19 protein-coding genes are annotated in these 19,250 nt (G+C 55.7%); 13 read left to right on the top strand and 6 right to left on the bottom strand.

Going from position 1 to position 19,250, the window contains the following annotated elements; all coding sequences use genetic code 11:
* Positions 1–5 precede the first annotated feature (5 nt).
* From HW452_RS01445 to HW452_RS01485, 9 genes are all read left to right on the top strand, one after another.
* Entirely contained in the window at positions 6–383 is a 378-nt protein-coding gene (locus HW452_RS01445) for a hypothetical protein (protein ID WP_224104323.1), read from the top strand.
* A gap of 607 nt (positions 384–990) precedes the next feature.
* Positions 991–1,362 (top strand): conjugal transfer transcriptional regulator TraJ, encoded by a 372-nt coding sequence (traJ, locus tag HW452_RS01450; RefSeq protein ID WP_224104324.1) that lies wholly within the window; start codon positions 991–993, stop codon positions 1,360–1,362.
* A 34-nt stretch (positions 1,363–1,396) separates the two neighbouring features.
* Entirely contained in the window at positions 1,397–3,178 is a 1,782-nt protein-coding gene (traI, locus tag HW452_RS01455) for a TraI/MobA(P) family conjugative relaxase (RefSeq protein ID WP_224104325.1), read from the top strand.
* Between the two features lie 286 nt (positions 3,179–3,464).
* Positions 3,465–4,232, top strand: coding sequence for a P-type conjugative transfer protein TrbJ (gene trbJ / locus HW452_RS01460; RefSeq protein WP_224104326.1), 768 nt, complete (start codon positions 3,465–3,467; stop codon positions 4,230–4,232).
* Positions 4,233–4,242: 10 nt separating this feature from the next.
* Positions 4,243–4,473, top strand: coding sequence for an entry exclusion lipoprotein TrbK (gene trbK, locus HW452_RS01465; protein WP_224104327.1), 231 nt, complete (start codon positions 4,243–4,245; stop codon positions 4,471–4,473).
* Between the two features lie 13 nt (positions 4,474–4,486).
* Positions 4,487–5,983 carry a P-type conjugative transfer protein TrbL gene (gene trbL / locus HW452_RS01470; protein ID WP_224104328.1) on the top strand — a complete coding sequence of 499 codons (1,497 nt, stop codon included), beginning with the start codon at positions 4,487–4,489 and terminating at the stop codon, positions 5,981–5,983.
* Positions 5,984–5,993: 10 nt separating this feature from the next.
* Complete coding sequence (locus HW452_RS01475; protein WP_224104329.1) at positions 5,994–6,263, top strand: hypothetical protein; 270 nt, start codon at positions 5,994–5,996, stop codon at positions 6,261–6,263.
* A 564-nt stretch (positions 6,264–6,827) separates the two neighbouring features.
* Positions 6,828–8,558 carry an Eco57I restriction-modification methylase domain-containing protein gene (locus HW452_RS01480; protein WP_224104330.1) on the top strand — a complete coding sequence of 577 codons (1,731 nt, stop codon included), beginning with the start codon at positions 6,828–6,830 and terminating at the stop codon, positions 8,556–8,558.
* Positions 8,548–9,291 (top strand): PaeR7I family type II restriction endonuclease, encoded by a 744-nt coding sequence (locus tag HW452_RS01485; protein WP_224104331.1) that lies wholly within the window; start codon positions 8,548–8,550, stop codon positions 9,289–9,291. Before HW452_RS01480 ends, HW452_RS01485 begins: the two co-directional genes overlap by 11 nt.
* Before the next feature lie 612 nt (positions 9,292–9,903).
* Here the strand turns inward: HW452_RS01485 and HW452_RS01490 are convergent.
* The 5 genes from HW452_RS01490 to sstT form a co-directional block, all read right to left on the bottom strand.
* Positions 9,904–11,013: an ABC transporter substrate-binding protein gene (locus tag HW452_RS01490; RefSeq protein WP_224104332.1), complete on the bottom strand. Its 1,110-nt coding sequence runs from the start codon at positions 11,011–11,013 to the stop codon at positions 9,904–9,906.
* Between the two features lie 258 nt (positions 11,014–11,271).
* Entirely contained in the window at positions 11,272–11,610 is a 339-nt protein-coding gene (locus HW452_RS01495) for an AzlD domain-containing protein (RefSeq protein ID WP_224104333.1), read from the bottom strand.
* Entirely contained in the window at positions 11,607–12,347 is a 741-nt protein-coding gene (locus HW452_RS01500; protein WP_224104334.1) for an AzlC family ABC transporter permease, read from the bottom strand. The genes HW452_RS01495 and HW452_RS01500 overlap by 4 nt, the downstream gene beginning before the upstream one ends.
* Positions 12,344–12,874: a helix-turn-helix domain-containing protein gene (locus HW452_RS01505; RefSeq protein ID WP_224104335.1), complete on the bottom strand. Its 531-nt coding sequence runs from the start codon at positions 12,872–12,874 to the stop codon at positions 12,344–12,346. Before HW452_RS01505 ends, HW452_RS01500 begins: the two co-directional genes overlap by 4 nt.
* A gap of 89 nt (positions 12,875–12,963) precedes the next feature.
* Entirely contained in the window at positions 12,964–14,184 is a 1,221-nt protein-coding gene (gene sstT, locus HW452_RS01510; protein WP_224104336.1) for a serine/threonine transporter SstT, read from the bottom strand.
* A gap of 240 nt (positions 14,185–14,424) precedes the next feature.
* Here sstT and HW452_RS01515 point away from each other — a divergent pair, with 240 nt between their 5' ends.
* Entirely contained in the window at positions 14,425–14,754 is a 330-nt protein-coding gene (locus tag HW452_RS01515; protein ID WP_224104337.1) for a hypothetical protein, read from the top strand.
* Positions 14,755–14,822: 68 nt separating this feature from the next.
* Here the strand turns inward: HW452_RS01515 and HW452_RS01520 are convergent, their stop codons facing one another.
* Positions 14,823–15,137 carry a hypothetical protein gene (locus HW452_RS01520; RefSeq protein WP_224104338.1) on the bottom strand — a complete coding sequence of 105 codons (315 nt, stop codon included), beginning with the start codon at positions 15,135–15,137 and terminating at the stop codon, positions 14,823–14,825.
* A gap of 858 nt (positions 15,138–15,995) precedes the next feature.
* On the opposite strand from HW452_RS01520, the gene HW452_RS01525 reads away from it, so the two are divergent.
* The 3 genes from HW452_RS01525 (at position 15,996) to nadE (ending at position 19,235) form a co-directional block, all read left to right on the top strand.
* Complete coding sequence (locus HW452_RS01525; protein ID WP_224104339.1) at positions 15,996–17,639, top strand: DASS family sodium-coupled anion symporter; 1,644 nt, start codon at positions 15,996–15,998, stop codon at positions 17,637–17,639.
* A 180-nt stretch (positions 17,640–17,819) separates the two neighbouring features.
* Complete coding sequence (locus HW452_RS01530; protein WP_224104340.1) at positions 17,820–18,329, top strand: CinA family protein; 510 nt, start codon at positions 17,820–17,822, stop codon at positions 18,327–18,329.
* Between the two features lie 81 nt (positions 18,330–18,410).
* Complete coding sequence (nadE, locus tag HW452_RS01535) at positions 18,411–19,235, top strand: ammonia-dependent NAD(+) synthetase (protein WP_224104341.1); 825 nt, start codon at positions 18,411–18,413, stop codon at positions 19,233–19,235.
* Positions 19,236–19,250 lie beyond the last annotated feature (15 nt).

Below are 19,250 nucleotides of genomic sequence, written 5' to 3' on the forward strand. Positions count from 1 at the left end.
GGGCCGTGGACGATACTGCAATCATTCGACGCCGAGTGCGATCTAACTTCACGACGCTCAACAATGAGTTGATTCGAGATCGGCGAATCTCCTGGAAAGCCTTGGGCATTCTGGTGTTTGTGCTCTCTCTGCCGGATAACTGGAAGCTCAGGTTATCGCATCTTTCAAAAGAAAAGGAGGTCGGTTCTGGTCGAGATGCTACGAGAGCGGGGCTGAGGGAACTAGGGCAGGCGGGATATCTGTGCATTCAACGGGAGCGTGGTGAATGCGGAAAGTTCGTACGCACCTCATGGTTAGTCACTGACCGGCCAGGTGACTTTGACGTTGATCCACCAGGTTCGGATTTTCCGAATACGGTCGACCCGTCTTCGGGAAAATCGTAAGAGGAGGATCCGATGCTACTAAATAAAGAAGCTAGTAAGTAATGAGCTTAGTAAATACCTATTTCAATAAATATATGATCGGCATTCGCCGTGTTTCTACGCCAAGAAGGAAAAGGCCAGTTACATCAAATGCCCCATGGTGAACTAATGAGATTGAGTAGCTGGTTCGCTCGGTAGCTGTGTTGACACTTGAGGGGCAGCACTTCGGGTTCATTGACATTTGAGGGGCATTGCGGAAACCGCGAGGAAAGCTGTGTATTTCAATGTGGAAAGCGCAAGGATGTCGCTATGAGGAAATCGCTGTTAGATCGGTGCTTTACCGCTTCTAGAGCGCAGCATTATCGCCGTAAGTGTCGACTTCATCAGGGGGCGAGACCGTTTGTCACGGATGCACAGGAAAAAACAGATCCGTGCAACGAAATGCAAAGAGATAGCGATGCTTTACACATGGCGTACCTACAAAAATCAACGCTGAAGTGCGGGCAGGATGTGTGAAGTAGTCCCACCCCGCAAGCGTGGTGTTCCTCTTCACTGGCCCTTATTCGCACCTGAGGTGCTCAACGGAAATCCTGCTCGGCAAGGCATGGTATTTGAGATAGGAGCTGACATGAGTGAGAAACAAAGAGTGACACGGAAGAACAGCACTCCGCTCAAGGTGTACTGCCTTCCGGAAGAGAGGGAACTGATTGAATCCAACGCCAGGCAGGCAGGGCTAAGCGTTGCCTGTTATCTGCGGGAAGTGGGACAGGGCTATCAGGTCAGTGGCGTTATGGACTACGAGTATGTCCGCGAGTTGGTTCGTGTAAATGGAGACTTGGGTCGTTTGGGAGGATTACTGAAGCTCTGGCTGACAGATGACGTGAGAACGGCTCACTTCGGGGCGGCTACCATCCTAAGCTTGCTCGGAAGGATCGAAGCCACTCAGGAGGAAATGAGTCAGGTGTTGAAATTCGTGGTACAGCCAAGGGCCAGGTCGTGATTTTTTTAGCCGCTAAAATGTGGGGCTGGCACTGATGATCGCCAAACACGTCCCCATGCGCTCCCTGGGCAAGTCAGACTTTGCTGGTCTGGTGAACTACATCACCGACGAGCAAAGCAAAGAGCACCGTCTTGGCGCGGTACGGCTGACCAACTGCGAGGCGTATTCGGTCCAGGATGCCATCAGCGAGGTACTAGCGACCCAGTTCGCCAATACCCGAGCGAAGAGCGACAAGACCTATCACTTGATTGTCAGCTTCCGGGCCGGGGAACAGGTTGAGGCCGATACCCTGGTGGCCATCGAGGACCGTATTTGCAAGGGGTTGGGTTTTGGAGAGCATCAGCGCATTAGTGCCGTTCACAACGATACCGACAACCTGCACATCCATATCGCCGTGAACAAGATCCACCCCACGCGCAACATCATCCACGAACCCTACTACCCACACCAGACCCTGGCCGAGTTATGCGAGGTCATGGAACGGGACTACGGGTTGCAGCAGGACAACCACATGCCGCGCCGACGCGGAGCCGAGGCCCGAGCGGCCGACATGGAGCGTCATGCCGGTATTGAAAGTCTGATCGGCTGGATCAAGCGCGAGTGCCTGGACGACATTAAAGCTGCGCAGTCTTGGGGTGAGCTGCACCAAGTCATGCGTGACAATGACCTGGAACTCCGAGCGCGGGGGAATGGGCTGGTTGTCGTGGCCGGTGATGACGCGGTGGTCAAGGCTAGCACCTTGGGGCGGGATTTCTCCAAGCCGAAGCTGGAGGCCCGTTTCGGCCCGTTTGAGCCTGACCAGAAGCAACAGGGCAAGCCCCGTCGTCAGTACCGCAAAGACCCGGCACGGCTGCGCGTGAACACTACTGAGCTTTACGCCCGCTTCAAATCAGAACAGCAGAGCGCCGCAGCCAACAAGACGGCGGCCCTGGACAAAGCCCGGCGGCAGAAAGATCGCCGGATTGAGAGCGCCAAGAAGAAAGGCAAGGCCCGGCGGGCGGCCATTAAGCTCACCAGCGGCAGGCTGACCAAAAAGGTGCTGTATGCGCAGGCCAGCAGCGCCCTGAAAGCCGACATTGATGCGATCCAGAAGCAGTACCGGGAGGAACGCCAGGCGATCCATGAGGCCCACGGACGCCGCTCCTGGGCCGACTGGCTCAAACGGGAAGCCTTGCAGGGCGATACCGGGGCCCTGGCCGCGTTGCGAGCCAGAGAGGTCGCCCAGGGCCTCAAGGGCAACACCTTGAAGGGTGAGGGACAGGCGAAACCCGGCCATGCGCCGGTGATCGACAACATCACCAAGAAGGGCACCATCATCTACCGGGCCGGAGCCAGCGCCGTGCGCGACGATGGCGACCGGCTACAGGTGTCCAGGGAGTCCGACCAGGCAGGCATCCAGAACGCGCTAAGGATGGCGATGGAACGCTACGGCGAGCGCATCACCGTGAACGGTTCGCCGGAGTTCAAAGCGCGTGTGATCAAGGCGGCAGCGGATGGGCAGTTGCCTATACGGTTTGCGGACGCCGGGCTGGAACGTCGCCGACAAGCCTTGGCGAACGGCGAGAACACCGCCTCGGCCAAGACCCGAAGCAAACGGGCGGGAGTGCCGCCCACCGGTCAGCCGCCACCCCCGGTGCGCCGGAACCGGCTGCAATCGCTGTCCCAGGCCGATGTGCTTCACCTTGAGGGACAAGCGGGCAAGACTCCGACACCGCCCCCACGGGGGCCGAGCGAGCAAGAGCGCCGCAAAGCCAAGTTACGGGCAGAGATGGACGCCAAGAGGGCAAAAAGACAGCAAAAGGGGCGTTCAATATAGTGCTTTCCCTTTGGAAGGCGGCAACAAACAGTAGATGCGATTAACCCTTGGGTAGCCTAACCGTTCCCCAGGACAATGACACCGATGTTCAACGACCATTGGCCGCGCGTTCTGACGGTGTCGCGCAGGCCGGACGCCGGGATAGTAAGTGACGAGCTATCCCTGTAGAGGTCCACACTTCACCGCTGGGTTCTCCAGCAGGGATAGTGGCTCGCAATCTTCATGAGCGAGCCGCTACAGGTTGGTGAGTGCAACTTAGTCACGATGAAGCTAAGAGCACTCAATCATGAGAAGAGAACGAATTTTAGCGGCTAAAATTCCTGTCGCGGTCATGTCCTTGGCGTTAACCGCTTCCATGCCTGCCCAAGCGGGCATCCCTGTCGTCGACGGTACCAACCTGCAGCAAAATGTTATGACGGCGATGGAGTCCGTCTCTCAGACTCTCAAGCAGATCGAGCAGTACCAGACGCAGTTGCAGCAGTATGAAAACCAGTTGCAAAACACCATGGCTCCAGCGGCCTATATCTGGGACAGGGCACAATCCACGATTAATGATCTGATCCAAGCCACCAATACGCTTCAGCATTACCAGAACCAGCTCGGCAGCCTCGATGCCTACCTGGGCAAGTTCCAGGACGTAGCGTATTACCGGAGTTCCCCCTGCTTCAATGGCGGCGGTTGCACGGATGCCGAACGTGCAGCGATGGATGAAAACCGTCGCCTGGCGTCTGAATCGCAAAAAGCGGCCAACGATGCGCTCTTCCGAGGGCTGGATCAGCAACAGGATAACCTGGCGTCTGATGCTCGACAGCTTGAGCGTTTGCAATCCGCCGCCCAGGGCGCGGATGGCCAGCTTGCCGCCATTGGTTACGCCAACCAGCTCGCCAGTAACCAAGCCAATCAACTCCTGCAAATCCGCAGCTTGCTGATTGCTCAGCAGAACGCTGAAGCCGCCCGTCTCGCTGCCGAACTGGATGCTAACGCCAGAGGGGAAGCGCGGGAAAGGCAGATGCGTACCTGGAATTACCAACCTAGCGCAGCAGGTCGCTATTAAGGAGGCTGCGATGAAGAAGATCATCCCACTTGTGGCAGCTGTTGCCTTGGTAGGTTGTGAACAGGAAACGGTACCAGAGGCGAGTGCGATCACGTGTGCGCCAGTTGCGTTTCAGCAGACTATCCGCGAGCTGAGCCGAGAATCGAACCGTAAAGCCTTTACCGAAGCCTGCCGGTCGTTCGAGAAGGCCCAACGCATGCGGGAATGGGAGTTCGAACCCAGCTCCCCCGACAGATATTGAGGGAGGGCGTCGCATGAAACGACTCGTTTTTGGTGGTTTGGGCGTGATGGCCGTCGTTATTCTGTCCGATACCGCAACGGCTCAGGAGCTATCCAGCAACAACATAATGGATGATGTGTTGGATCGCTTTCACTCCGCGGCATCAACGTGGGGGCCTGCCATAGAAGCAGCCGCCAGTCGGTTGTTCTGGTCCTTGGTAGTGATCTCGATGGTCTGGACGTTCGGCATGATGGCGCTGCGCAAGGCCGACATTGGTGAGTTCTTTGCCGAGCTTGTTCGATTCACCATCTTTACAGGCTTTTTCTGGTGGTTGCTGACGAATGCGACTCAGGGCATGAACATCGCGGGAACCATCGTACAGTCATTGCAAACCCTTGGGGCACAAGCCGGTGGTCTCTCCAACGGCAACTTGGGGCCTTCCAGCATCCTCGATATCGGTTTTGAACTGTACGACCAGACGGTGAAGGCTACGTCAGAGTTGAGCTGGAAACAGTTTGCCACTGCGTTGGTGATGGAAGGTATGGCCTTGGCCGTATTACTGGTGTTGGCGATCATTTCCGTCAACCTGCTCCTGCTGCTAGCCGCCAGTTGGATACTGCTTTATGCGGGAGTGTTTTTCCTGGGGTTTGGCGGCTCCCGTTGGACATCAGACATGGCGATCAACTATTACAAGGCTATTCTCGGCATAGCGGCTCAGTTGATGGCAATGGTGCTCTTGGTCGCCATCGGTAGGGAGTTTATTACTCACTACTACTCGCAGATGAGTGAGAACATGGCGTCTCAGGAGTTGGTCGTGATGCTGGTCGTTTCGGTGATCCTGCTGTTCCTGGTTAACAAGATTCCACCGATGATTTCCGGCCTGGTGTCGGGTGGCAGCGTGGGAGCAATGGGCATCGGGTCATTCGGTGCCGGTGCTGCGGTAGGAGCAGCCATGACAGCGGCAGGTATGGCTCTCACGGCGGGCAAGATGGCTGGGAGCGCGATGTTGGGCGGTGCGGCGAATGCAGTAGGTGGCGGGTCAGCCATCAAGGCTGCCTTCGAGAAGGCCCAGTCCAATATGTCGGGGTTTGGAGCTGACATGCCTAGCTTTGGCACTGGAGGAGACAGCAGCGGTGGTGGGAGTGGCAGCAGTTCCACCGGAGATGAAGCTGGCACCGGTGACACCCCATTTGCGCAGGCGGCTGGTTTCTCTGGCTCTGGCACCCGACCTGGTGGCGGTAGCGGATTCAGGCGAGCAGCATCCTTGGGAGCGGGAACGGCTGGCGAGCTAGCTAAAGGGGTTGGGTCGAAGATGGCTGGAAAGTTCCAGGGCAAGGTCGATCAAACCGCGGGTGGCCGCATGGCGTCTTCCATCCGTGCGAGCATGGAGCCGGAAGGGGATAGTGAGGTCGCAGAAGCGGACGATTCTGCCCCATCGTTCGACAGTGACAGCTTGGGCGGTAGTGAACACCAGCAGGACCGTAGCGACGAGATCACTCGCTTTGTGAACCGTGGCCAGCAGGACACCTAAGGAAACCCCTATGATGAAACAACGCCATTTTATGGTAGCCCTGGATATGCTCGACGAAGGGCGGGAGGCCTACACAGAAGCCGCTTTTGTACCGGCTGTCCAGCTATCGGTCGAGGGAGAGAGGAACCTTGGGACAGAGATTGCCGCTTTCGTGAACCGTCCGGCCCACTCGGGCCGCGAGGAGGCACCACGCAGCACGCACACTAGCAACGATGTAGGAGCTGGAACCGGAAGAACCCCGTTTTCAGAGGCGGCGGGATTTTCCGATACTGGCTTCTGACATTATGGGAGCCATTGACCAGCGGTAGCTCAGGCGGCTAATGGCCGCCTTTCTACTAGGAGGGGAATATGGGCAAACAGACACGCCGACAACGATGGAAAAAGCTGGAAGACAAGGCCGTCGAGCAGATCGGCGATACGCATCCAGAAAGCAGGGAGCCGGCGGTTCGGTGGCTGACTCACGAGGAGATAGACGAATTGCGGCGGGATATGAAAGAAGCATCCGCTTGGGCTCGGGCTGAGCTAAAGCGGCGCCGACCATGATGAATCGTCCCTGGTTTCGTAGGCCCCCCAAGCCTTATACTGAAGGCATGAGGAGGTTTCATGAGCCGTCAACGATACACTGAAGAATTCAAGAACGAAGCCATCAAGAAGGTGACAGAGCGGGGCCAAGCATGGATGGTGTCGGAGCATTCGGCTGCTAGGTTTTGATAGGGCTACAAGGCTCATTAGGTGCAGAGAAGATGCCGACACGGTGCCGATGGTGCCGAATTCCTGCCTTTGATAGGGTATCATGCCACCCAACAGGCTTTACCATGCGAGCTTCGAAGAAAGGATGACCTTGATGACGCTCCAGCTAGACTTGGCTCCCGCCAATGGTGACACACTTAATTGTCCAATTTCAGAAGCATCAGAGTTGCTTGCCACTCAAGGCGAGTTAGAGGCCAGGGGTGCAATCTACACACGAATTGAGGTAGTAGAGTGTATCCTGAACTTGGTCGGTTATACGACTGATCAGCCCCTTGCTGACCGATGTATATTAGAGCCGGCTTTCGGCGAGGGCGACTTTCTTATACCAGTTGCAGAGCGTCTTGTAGCGGCTTGGCTAGCGCAAAAAAGCAGTATTTCAGTTGTGGAAGCATTGAAAGGCTCATTGCGCGGAGTCGAGTTGCATAGACCTACTTTTGAAATCACAAAGCAAAAGCTCTGTACTCGTCTCGTAGAATTAGGGCTTGATGCAGAGAGCTCTCAGATATTGGTAAATACCTGGCTTCTCCAAGATGACTTCCTCCTTTTACCTGACAATAGCCAGTTTGATTTTGTCGTAGGTAATCCGCCTTACGTTCGGCAGGAGAGGATTCCTGCACCTCTACTGCAGGAGTATCGACGTCGTTATAAAACTCTATATGATCGTGCTGATATTTATGTTCCTTTCATGGAGCGTTCTCTGAGTTTGTTAAATAACGGCGGGCACCTTGGGTTTATTTGTGCTGACCGTTGGATGAAAAATAAGTACGGTGGACCTCTTAGGGAGCTTGTGTCTAAAGATTTCTGGCTAAAGTATTATGTGGATATGGTTAACACACCAGCGTTTCATGCCGAGGTGATGGCATATCCTGCTATAACAGTAATTAGCCGAGAAGCACCTGGCTCGACGAGAGTAGCGTATCGGCCTGCAGTTGATCGCCAAGTCCTTTCAAATCTGGCAGTAGAGTTTAAGCAAAGAGAGCTTCATAAGGCGGACAAGTCCGTAAGGGAGGTGACAGGCGTTACTAATGGCTCAGAGCCTTGGCTTTTGGATAATGCCGATGAGCTTTCAATAGTTAGACGTATGGAATCACTTTACCCAAAGCTAGAAGAAGTTGGGTGCAAAGTCGGTATTGGAGTAGCAACAGGTGCCGACAAGGCTTTTATTGCTGACTTCGAGTCGTTAGATGTTGAGCCAGATCGGAAATTGAAGCTTGCAAAACGCAAAGATATTAATAGCGGAGTAGTTAATTGGACTGGGCTTGGTGTAATCAATCCTTTTAAAGATGAAGGAGGCTTAGTCGATCTAAGTGATTACCCTAGGCTAGCTGCTTATCTTGAAAAACACAGAGAACAGATAGCTGGTCGCCATGTTGCTAAAAAAACACCGAAAAACTGGTATCGAACTATTGATCGAATTTTTCCAAAGCTTGCTGAAAGTCCTAAGCTATTAATTCCTGATATTAATGGACAGTCAAACGTTGTCTACGAAAAAGGTGAGCTTTACCCTCACCACAATCTCTATTATATAACATCCACATCTTGGGATCTTCGAGCCCTTCAGGCAGTCCTTCTTTCTGAAGTGGCCAAGCTGTTTGTTGCTACGTACTCAACACAAATGAGAGGTGGCTTTATTCGATTCCAAGCACAATATTTACGTCGCATCCGATTGCCTAGTTGGGATGAGGTTTCCGATGTGCTAAAGAAAAATTTAATAGCGGCTGCAAAAAATGGCGATACTGTTGCATGTAATGAAGCAGCATATGAGCTATACGGCTTAACTGAAAAAGAGAAAAAAACAGTAAGAGGTGGTGCAAGTGACTCTTGACATGGTTAATTATCAGGATAAAGCGCGTGAAGCCGTAAAGTATTTTTGGGGCAACAGGGCTGCGGCGATTGAGAAGCAAATTGAGTTGGGCAAAGTAGATCAAGGTGAGCGCGGTGGTGTTACGTCCGGCAACAATATGGATGGATTTCTCCAGCTTATTATCGACATTGTTGAAGCTAATGGGTTATCTGGCAGCGACATTCATATAAAAAAGGGTGTCCTTACATTGCCGGGTTATTTTCGCCCTACAAAGCTCTGGGATGTGCTTGTTATGCACGAAGGAGAGCTTGTAGCGGCTATCGAGCTGAAGAGTCAATGTGGGCCTTCTTTTGGTAATAATTTCAATAATCGTACTGAAGAAGCTATAGGTACTGCGCATGACTTCTGGACAGCTTATCGCGAAGGAGCTTTTGGAGACCAACCTAAACCTTTCACAGGTTGGCTAATGATGATAGAAGATGCACCGAAGTCTAGAGCTCCCGTTTCTGCTCCCAAAACTCTTCATTTTCCTGTCTTTAAAGAGTTTCACGGTGCTTCTTACTTGGAGCGATACAACATTCTATGTAAAAAGCTTGCTCAAGAGCAGTTGTATACTGTAGCTACAATAATTTCAGCCTCTCGAGAAGCTGTAGATACTGGTGATTATAGCGAGCTAAGTGAGATGACTGGAATCAAAACTTTCGTTGCAAACTTGGCTGGTCACGTTTCATCTGTTGCAGCCCGTCTTTCATAGCTACTGAAAATTCCAGATAATTTATAGAAGGGCGACCCGCAGCTATTGTGGGCGTTCTTCCCGGCAGAGTTAATGAATATCTCCTTCAAAATGTCTTGCAGTCTGCATGATGTTTTGATTTTAGTATGATGCGGCTTACCCATGCTGCCCCTTATTTTCCCGTACAACTAGCTTAAAAGCATGTGTTCAATTCGCTGAATATGTATCCAGCCTTTCTTGTTGAACGGAGTTTGCTTATACAGCATTTGATTCTGCCACATGAGTACACCAGCGGTACACAAGCCAGCTTCGTATGCTATCCTCAACCTTCGCTAAACTACTGATTCCAAAGAACTGTACCTTTCGCTCTATTACGGTCGCTTTCCCTTGAATATCAGTGGCTTATTGATTTATAAGCGAACTCATAATCCCTTGGTCGTAGGTTCAAGTCCTACTGGGCCCACCATTTTCAATGATTTACCCCCGCTTTATTCCTTTCTCGTTGTGGCCGTTGCCAAAAAACATCAACCAAGTATTGGTTATACGCCTTATGCTGATCCGGATCACGGCGTAATGTAGGGTGAGCGCAGCTATTTGTTTAAAGACTATTGTTGCCGTAATACGCAAGCAAACTCACCGCGAATAATTCATCCCCCAAAGATCCAGCCAATCCTGCCGATTCTCCCAGTCAGAACCCGCCGTAGCCGTCCGATACATCATCAGCTGATCACGAAACTGCTCGATGCCCGAGGCTTCCTCGGCGGGCAGGGCAAAGGTGGTGTTCGTCGACATCTTGCCGTCCATGCTCTGCAGTTTGATGCCTTCTTCAGTCATCAGGTAGTGGAGGAAGAGCTTGGCGGCGTTGGGGCTCCGGGTCTGGGTGGTCATCAGGCCAAACGTCGGGTAGCTGATCCCGATGAAGGGCTCAAGACCGTGGCAGATGCCGAGTGCCAGGCCGTTGTTGTTGTCGCGAAACGCGGCGGTGCTGATCAGGCCTACGAAGCTGTCACCGGCATCCGGTGTGCCAATGGCCTCGGCGGCTTCGCTGTCGGAAGGTGTCATCAGCGGGCCGTTTTGCGCCAGGCGCTTCACGAACTCGGCGGTGGCCGATGCCTCGTCGGTATCAAGCGGTTTGCCGCTGAAGGCGTGAAACGCCTCGGCCATTTCCTGGTCGTGGTGGGTTGCCATCTGGTTGAACCAGTCTATGTAGAGCGGCTTGATGGCCGGGTCCTGCAGGGTGACCTTGTGGCGCCATTCGTCTTCGGTGAGCTGCCAGATATTCGTGATCGGGCAACTGTCGTACTCGGCGGTGTTATAGGCCCAGACGTTAGGGGCCAGAATGACGGCCAGCGGGTCCTGATACTCGCGGATGATGTCGTCGGTCATGTCCTCCGGTGCCCAGCTGCTGACATGGTGCGGCTCGAGTAGCAGCTCGGTGGTGCCGGGCGCGTCTTCGATCAGTACCACATCCGCCTGCACGTTATTGGCCCGCGCGCCGCGGCTGACGATTTCAATCGTCTGCGCGGCCTTCGCCTTGACGCCCACTGCGCTCACGCCATATTTTTCGGTGAAGTCCTCGGCTTGTTGAACGATCTTGCCGGTGGGGGCGTAGACCGTGATGGGCGCTTCCTGGCGGGCGTTATCGATCAGCGTCTGCAAATCAAACGTGTCATCTGCATAGGCCGAAGCCATGAAGCAGGTGGTGGCAATGGTAAGAGCGCAAAGCGTGCGGTTCAGCGGCATGGTGGCTGTCTCAGTCAGCGAGTGCAGGTTTCAGGGCTTGCAGAAAGGCGAGCGAGACTGCCGGTCAACTTTCGTGCCGGCACCGTCGCCTGCATGAAACCCTGACGTGTGTTCTAAATAAGCAGTTGAAAATGTTATTTATTTAGAAAACAGGCTAACCGATCACTGTTACAGAACCATGTACCTTGCAAGTAGGTGCAAGATGCATCTGTCAGGCTGGGTAATGGCGCGCGTTTCTTGTCATGCCATGCCAGCGTTTCAAGAGCCCAGTAACACGCCTACCTGCACGGTACCAAACGTCAACACCCCGGCGGCTACCGGCCAGCCGAGCGAGCGAAGCCGCCACCACACTGCAAGCGTAACGCACAGGCCAAGAAAGGTAGCAACCCAGGAAACCGCGTGGGGATTGACCGGCACGATCGACACGCCAAGCACCGCCGCAATCATCAAGGGCCCAAGCACCGTGAGCCACTGGGGCATGGCGTTGAGGCCGGCGGCGCTGTTCAGGCGCCGCTGCATCCAGAGAAACGGCACCACGCGTATCAGCAGCGTACCGAAGGCGCTGGCGAACACGGCGATCCATAGCGCACTATTCATAAGCGGCGACTCCTGTGGGTGAATGTGATGCTATAGAAACATAGCGCGCCCAAGGCAGCGGCCAGGGGAATGGCCACGTTGCTCAAGCCATATAGAGTAAACGCCAGCGCTGCCATGATCGTCACGAGCATGGCGAGTGCCCAGCGCTTGTCGGTAAAGCGGGGGGCCACCATGGTCAGAAACAGGGCAGGGAGGGCAAACGGCATCACCTCGCCCAGCAGTGGCCAGCGGGCGGTGACCGCTTCACCGGCCATGGCGCCCACAATAGTTCCCACGACCCAGGCCGCCCAGGCGAATAGCGACGCACCCAGAAACCAGCTGAAACGCTTTACATCAGGCAACTGCGGCAGGCGTGTCAATGCCAGGGCAAATACCTGGTCGGTCAACCCGTGCATCAGCCAGGGCCAGTGACGGCTGCGCGGCAGCAGGGCCGCGAGGTTGGGGCCATACACTACATGGCGGATGTTGATCAGCAGCGTCAAGATCACCACCAGCCACAGCGGCGAGCCGGCGGCAATCATGCCGACGAACAGAAACTGCGACGCCCCGGCGTAGATCAGCGCCGAAATGGCCGCGGCCTCCCAGGTGGTAAAGCCGGCCTGGGTCGCCACCAGGCCAAAGGAGAGTGCGACGGGAACGTAGCCGCCCAGCAGGGGAATCGCTTCACGCACCCCTTGAAGCGCCGAGCGAACCGGGGAGTGGTGGTCAGGTATCTGGTGATCGACAGGCGAGTTCATGGGGTGGCGTCTTCGTGTCCGTAAATGATGGTGACCAGCAGCGTGGCGCTCTCGGCCTGGGTGCGGTACAGGTGGGGGCGGTCCGCAGGGAAGGTGATGGTTTCACCGGGAGAAAGGAGGACGGTGTCGGCTTTTGGACCTGCCTCCAGGTGGCCGCTGACCAGTGTCAGGGTTTCACGAGTACCCGGCGGATGCGCCTCGGCGTGGCGGGCCGTGTGAGGCGCGCAGTGCATCCAGTAGGCATCTACCGAGGGAGCATCCTGGCCCTGGTCGATCAGCTGTACCTGTACGTCATTGTCGTCAAGCGGCACCTGGATCGGAGCGACCAGCGTGCCGAAAGGCACCTTCAGTTGAGCGGCCAGGCGCCAGATCGTATCCAGTGTGGGGTTGCCGTTACCCTGCTCGAGACGGCACAGGTTGGATTTGGCAATGCCCGCAGCGCCAGCAAGCTGGCTAAGTGAAAAGCCCCGCGCTTGGCGCAGGGTCTGGAGGTGCTTGCCCAGAGTAAGCAGTGCGTCTTGATTCATGCGGCGGCCCGGTGTTCCTTTTATAGAACGTTCTATATAAAGAACACCGCGCCGTCAACCCGGCGCGCCATGGCGCCGGCGAGGCAGGCTCAGGAAGTGGTGCGGCGCGCCCGGCAGGCAGCGGCGGTAAACAGCACGTCGGTGGAGGAGTTGAGCGCAGTTTCCGTGGAGTCCTGCACCACGCTGATCACAAAACCAATGGCCACTGCCTGCATGGCCACTTCTGTCGGAATGCCGAACAGGTTGGCGGCCATGGGAATCAGCATGAGCGAGCCCCCCGCCACACCGGAAACGCCGCAGGCGGCCAGGGCAGATACCACGCACAGCAGCAGCGCCGTGGGGAAGTCGACGTTGATGCCCAGGGTGTGCGTCATGGCCAGCGTGATGACGGTAATGGTGATGGCCGCGCCACACATGTTGATGGTGGCACCCAGCGGAATCGAGATGGAGTAGGTGTCCGGGTCCAGATCAAGCTTGCGACACAGCTCCAGATTGACCGGGATGTTGGCCGCCGAGCTGCGGGTAAAGAAGGCGGTGATTGCGCTGCCGCGCAGGCAGGCCAGCACCAGGGGATAAGGGTTCTGGCGGGTAGCGATGTACACCAGCAGCGGGTTGCTCACCAGTGCGACGAACAGCATGCAGCCAACGATGATGCTGAGCAGCTGTGCATAGTTCAACAGCGCATCGGTGCCTGATTCGGCCAGAGTGCCCGCCACCAGGCCAAGGATACCCAACGGTGCCAGGCGGATCACCAGCGCCACGATGCGCGACACCGCATTGGAAAGGTCGTCAAGGGCCACTCGGGTTGTCTCGCTTGCCTGGCGCAGCATCAGGCCGAGCCCGACTGCCCAGGCGAGAATGGCGATGAAGTTGGCTTCCATCAGCGCGCTTACCGGGTTGGCAACGGCTTTGAGCAGCAGGTTGCGCAGAATCTGGAAAATATCTCCCGGCGGGTTGCCGTCTGCCCGAGGGGCGTCCAGGGTCAGTTCGGTGGGAAATGCAAAGCTTGCCGCCACGGCAATCAAGGCCGCCACCAGGGTGCCCACGATATAAAGCACCAGCACCGAGCGAATATGCGTAGGCTGCCCCTGGCGGTGTGCGGCAATGGCGGCCGCAACCAGTACGAACACCAGAATGGGCGCCACGGCTTGAAGCGCGGCAATGAACAGCTGGCCGAGCAGCGCTACATCTGCGGCAACGCCCGGGGCGAGGATGGCAAGCAAGGTACCCGCCACGATGCCGATCAGTATCTGAGGAATAAGGCCCAACTTGAAAAGCGGCCGAAACAAGCCGGTAGCGGTTGCAAACATCGCGCATTACTCAGGTAGTAGAAGAGGAACCGGCGTCAAGGACGCCTCCCGAAAAGGGCCGCATTCTATCATCTGTGGGTCTGCTGCGGGCTCTTGCAGGCAAGTTTCTCCCATGAAGCTCTCGTCGGGAGCGTGCAAACCTGCTGTTTTCCCGCTCAGCGCCTTATAATCGCCGCCGAGTACAGCGCTTGATGGGCGTCTGTACCGTCATCGATAAACTATTCAAAAGGGAACCGTAAGATGCGCTGGATAACAGCCTTGGCCGCCATGATGCTGGTGTGCCTATCAACCGTGGCAAGTGCTGCCGACTACTATGTCGATATTACCAATCGAACCGGTTATACCATCTATTACATGTATATCAGCCCGGCAAGCGCGAAGACCTGGGAAGAGGATGTACTGGGGCAGGATGTATTGCAAAACGGTGCTACGCAGCGTGTCACGCTGACAGGGTATACCAACCCGCACTTTGACATTCGTCTGGTGGACGAGGATGGAGACAGCTATACCTACTGGACGGTAGACGTGGAAACCCAGGACATTGTAGTAACGCTGGATCATCTTGACTGAGGGGCTGCTTCCCTTGCCGCTGGATTAAAGCGGCAAGGGAAGCATCAAGAAAGTACTGCCTGAAGAGATCATGCCGCGGCGGTTTCAACGCGAGCAGGCTTGGATGCGGCGACGTTTTGAAGCGTATCGGCAACCGTGCTGGCGCTCATGGTGGCTACCAGGGTATAACCTTGTTCAGTCAGTTCGATTACATCGGGTGAAGAACCCCATTTCAGCAGCATTTCGTCGAGTTGGCGCTCTGCAGCTTCAAACTGGCTGCAATGGCACAGCAGTTTGGCAATGGTGTAATCGCACTCGGGGGTATCGAACATCTCTTCCTTGATTTCCTGAATAGCAAGCTGAAGACCGGCCTTGGAAATCTCTGCTAGTTGAATATGTTGCATGCCACTACTCCTTGTGAATGCTGGGTTTATTTGTACGCATCTTGTACTCTTCGAGAGTAATATAGCTTTTCCTCAGAAGCAAACACGAAATGGTCGCATGGTGCTTTTCAGGCGCAAAAAAATCCCTCTACGCCGGGTAGAGGGATTTCGCTGGTCTTTGTCCTTGCCACTACAGGGGTAGTGTCGCAAGCAGTGTTACCACGCAGCCTGCCAAAAATGCCAGTGAAGCGAGCTTGATCATCTCGGCTTCCTGAGTTTTTGAGCGTCTATGCCGCTGTTCCATAAGGTAATTTTCCAAATGTTCGCGGCTGCCTGGTTTTGCTCCATTGTAAAGATGTTGACGTATCATCTCGACTCCTTGAGCGTTGCGGTTGGTTAATCCCCTCGTCCCCGCCTTCCAAAACCCGATGCCTTGGGTAACTCCATCACATTTGTTGAAATACGCTAGTTGTCTCAGCATAGACCACGGAGAACGAAATTTGCTCACTAAAAGCTATACAAAAAGTTAATAATTGCGTCACGAGCGTGTCACGAAGCACTCTTGAAAGCGCTTCGGAAAAATTACTGTCGATTTTTCAATTGGGTGCCTATTGCACAGCGATAAAAGCGCGTGCGCGAAAACGTCGTCAGCAGGAAAGGTTGATGCTGTCATGCAACCAAAGTTGTTAGACTTTGGTTGTAATTGCGGGTGAATTGCTGGACTAATGGCTTATGGCAGTGAATAAAGGGCGCCAAGAAATGGTTGGGCCCTTGAGAGAACGTCCTTGCCAAGCGACGGCAAGTTGCCCGCTAGCCTTCTAACGCGCTTTTTCATTACCTGACACGAGCGGTATCTTTCCAATGCGCAGAACTGCCACAATGACGCTCTGGGATCAGCTTTGGCACTCCCACGACCAAGTCAAAAACCTGCTGATGTGCGCGCTGCCGACATCAGGCACGCCACGTGCGCCCACTGCTTCTGATGACCATCAGGGTGGCTCGGGTTCCCAGCCAGGCCCAAAACCACCGGCCTACACCACACCGCAAAAGATCGGCCTGGTGTTGGGGCCGGTGTTGTTTGCCTTTGTGCTGATGTTTTTCCATCCGGCCGATTTGAGCGTCGAAGGCCGAATGGTGCTGGCGACCACGCTATGGGTCGCCGTGTGGTGGATCACCGAGGCGATCCCCATTCCGGTCACGTCGCTTTTGCCTATCGTGCTGCTGCCGATCACCGGCGCGCTGGAAGGCGGGGCCGTCACGGCGGCTTACGGTAACCCCATCATCTTCCTGTTCCTGGGCGGCTTCATGATTGCCCTTGCCATGGAAAAATGGGACCTGCACAAACGTATTGCGTTGACCATCATTTCGGTACTGGGTACCAGCATCAACAACATCGTGTTTGGCTTCATGGCGGCTACCGGCTTTTTGTCGATGTGGGTCTCCAATACCGCGGCGGTCATGATGATGCTGCCGATTGGCACGGCAATCGTCTATCAGGTCACCCAGGAGCTGAACAAGAGTGAAGGGGACCATACCACCGAAATCGATAAATTCAGCAAGGCGCTGATTTTCGGTATTGGTTATGGCGGTACCATTGGCGGTCTGGGTACGTTGATCGGCACGCCCCCCAACATCATTCTGGCTGCCGTGGTCAATGAGCTGTTCGGCGTGGAAATCTCCTTTGCCGGCTGGCTGATGTTCGCCTTTCCGGTCGTGGTGGCCCTGCTCTTGATCAGCTGGCTGCTGTTGACTCGGGTCATCTACCCGATCAACTTCAACAAGCTGCCGGGCGGCAAGGACATGATCAAGAAGGAGAAGGCGGCCCTTGGCAAGATCTCGTTCGAAGAGAAAGCGGTCCTGGGCATCTTCCTGTTCGCAGCTTTCATGTGGATCACCCGCTCCTTTTTGTGGCAGGGCCAGATCATCAATATTCCTGGCATCAACGACACCATGATTGCCATTGTCGCCGCCATCTTGCTGTTTCTGGTGCCTTCGCCCAACAAGGGCGGCTGCCTGCTGGGCTGGGATGTGGCCAGAGACGTGCCTTGGGGGATTCTCCTGCTGTTCGGGGGCGGTCTTGCCATTGCCGCCGGTTTCGGCTCCACTGGCCTGGCGTCATGGATCGGCGGGCAGATGAGCGTGCTGGAAGGGGTCAACTTCCTGCTGGTCATCCTGCTGGCAACTGGCATGGTGCTCTTCCTGACCGAAATCACCTCCAATACCGCAACGGCCACCATGATCCTTCCCGTACTGGCGTCGCTGGCGCTGGCGCTGGATATCCACCCCTTCGTACTCATGGTACCGGCGGCCATGGCGGCCAACTGCGCCTTCATGCTGCCGGTGGGCACGCCGCCCAACGCGATCATCTTCGCGACCGGCAAGCTCAAGATCATCGAAATGGTACGCAACGGGTTCTGGCTCAATATCGCTGCCATGCTCTTGATCGTGGCTGCCGTCTACTTCTTGCTGCCCATGCTCTGGGGTGTCGATCTGACCAGCTACCCAGACGCCTTCCGCAACTAGTACACCCGCGCAACTGCCGCGCTCTTCAAGCCCCTGTCGCAAGACAGGGGCTTTTTTGTGCTTTTTTATTAACAAATGGTGAACGTTGGCCCAAGGTTTTTAATCCTTGTCGAGAAGCGCTACGTTCTAATGATCGAACAGACGAATCAAAACGTATGCGATGGCTCAAGGAGTAGTGCCATGGACCTGCTTGAACGGATTACCCAGTATTTGCAGCAGCAAGAACTCAAGTTGATAACTGCCGAGTCATGCACTGCCGGCCTGATCGTTTCCGAACTGGCCCGCGTGCCCGGGAGCGGGCAGTCCATCGACAGCGGGCTGGCTGTCTATTCGCCGGAGGCCAAGAACCGTTACCTGTCAGTGAGTTTCGAGACGATCGACCAGTACGGCCTTACCAGTGAAGAGACGTCACGCGAGATGGCGAGGGGGTCACTCAAGCACAGCGATGCCAATGTAAGCGTGGCCAATACGGGCATAGCAGGCCCTGAGCCGCAAGATGAGATTCCCGTCGGCACGGTGTGTTTCGCCTGGGCGTTCCGGCATGAGCAGAAGACGTATCTGGCCACCGAAACGCGCCGCTTCCCCGGTGAGCGCAACGACGTGCGCCTGGCCGCTGCCCACTACGCGCTCGAGAATATTCCCGTGCTTCACCGCCAGATGCTGGAAGGCAACCTGCCCATCGACGAGTAGAACCCTGGGCATTTGTGACCTAGCCTGAATAGGCAGACGCATTTTCTACCCATACAGGTACGACCCCGCAAGGAGGCCAAGATGACCGATCGCCCGGAAACACAGTCGCATATACAGCAGGTATTGCAGGTCAAGCCACGTATCGACCCGGCACAGGAAGTGGAAACCCGAGTGGATTTCTTGTGCAGGAAGATGCATGAAAGCGGGCAGCACGGCCTGGTACTGGGCATCAGTGGCGGCGTGGATTCCACCGTGGGGGGGCGACTGGCCCAGTTGGCCGTCGAGCGCGCCCGTGAACAGGGAGTAAACGCTTACTTCTATGCCATGCGCCTGCCTTACGGCACTCAGCATGATGAAGACGATGCCCAGCAGGCGCTTGGTTTCATCAAGCCCGACCATGTACTCACCGTGGACGTCAAGCCGGCAAGCGATGCACTGCTGGATGCGCTCGAAGAGGGCGGGCTGACGTTTGAAGACGCCAACAAGCGCGACTTCGTGCTGGGCAACATCAAGGCGCGCCAGCGCATGGTGGCGCAGTATGCTGCTGCCGGCGCACGGGGTAGTCTGGTCGTGGGTACCGACCAGGCAGCGGAAGCGCTGATGGGCTTTTTCACCAAGTATGGTGATGGGGCCTGCGATGTCGCACCACTCACTGGGCTTACCAAGAGCCAGGTGCGTGAAGTGGGTGCTGCGCTAGGGGCGCCTGCCGCGCTGGTGGAAAAGCAGCCCACGGCCGACCTCGAAACGCTAAAGCCACAGCTGGCTGACGAGGAGGCGCTGGGCGTTACCTATGCCGAGATTGATGCTTTCCTCATGGGCGAATCCGTAAGCGACGACGCTTACGACACCATCATCAAGACCTACACGCGCACCGAGCACAAGCGCCAGCTGCCCATCACCCCGTAAACGCCTGTTTCAGAT

Source organism: Vreelandella aquamarina, from assembly GCF_020075495.1.
Lineage (GTDB): Bacteria > Pseudomonadota > Gammaproteobacteria > Pseudomonadales > Halomonadaceae > Vreelandella > Vreelandella aquamarina_A.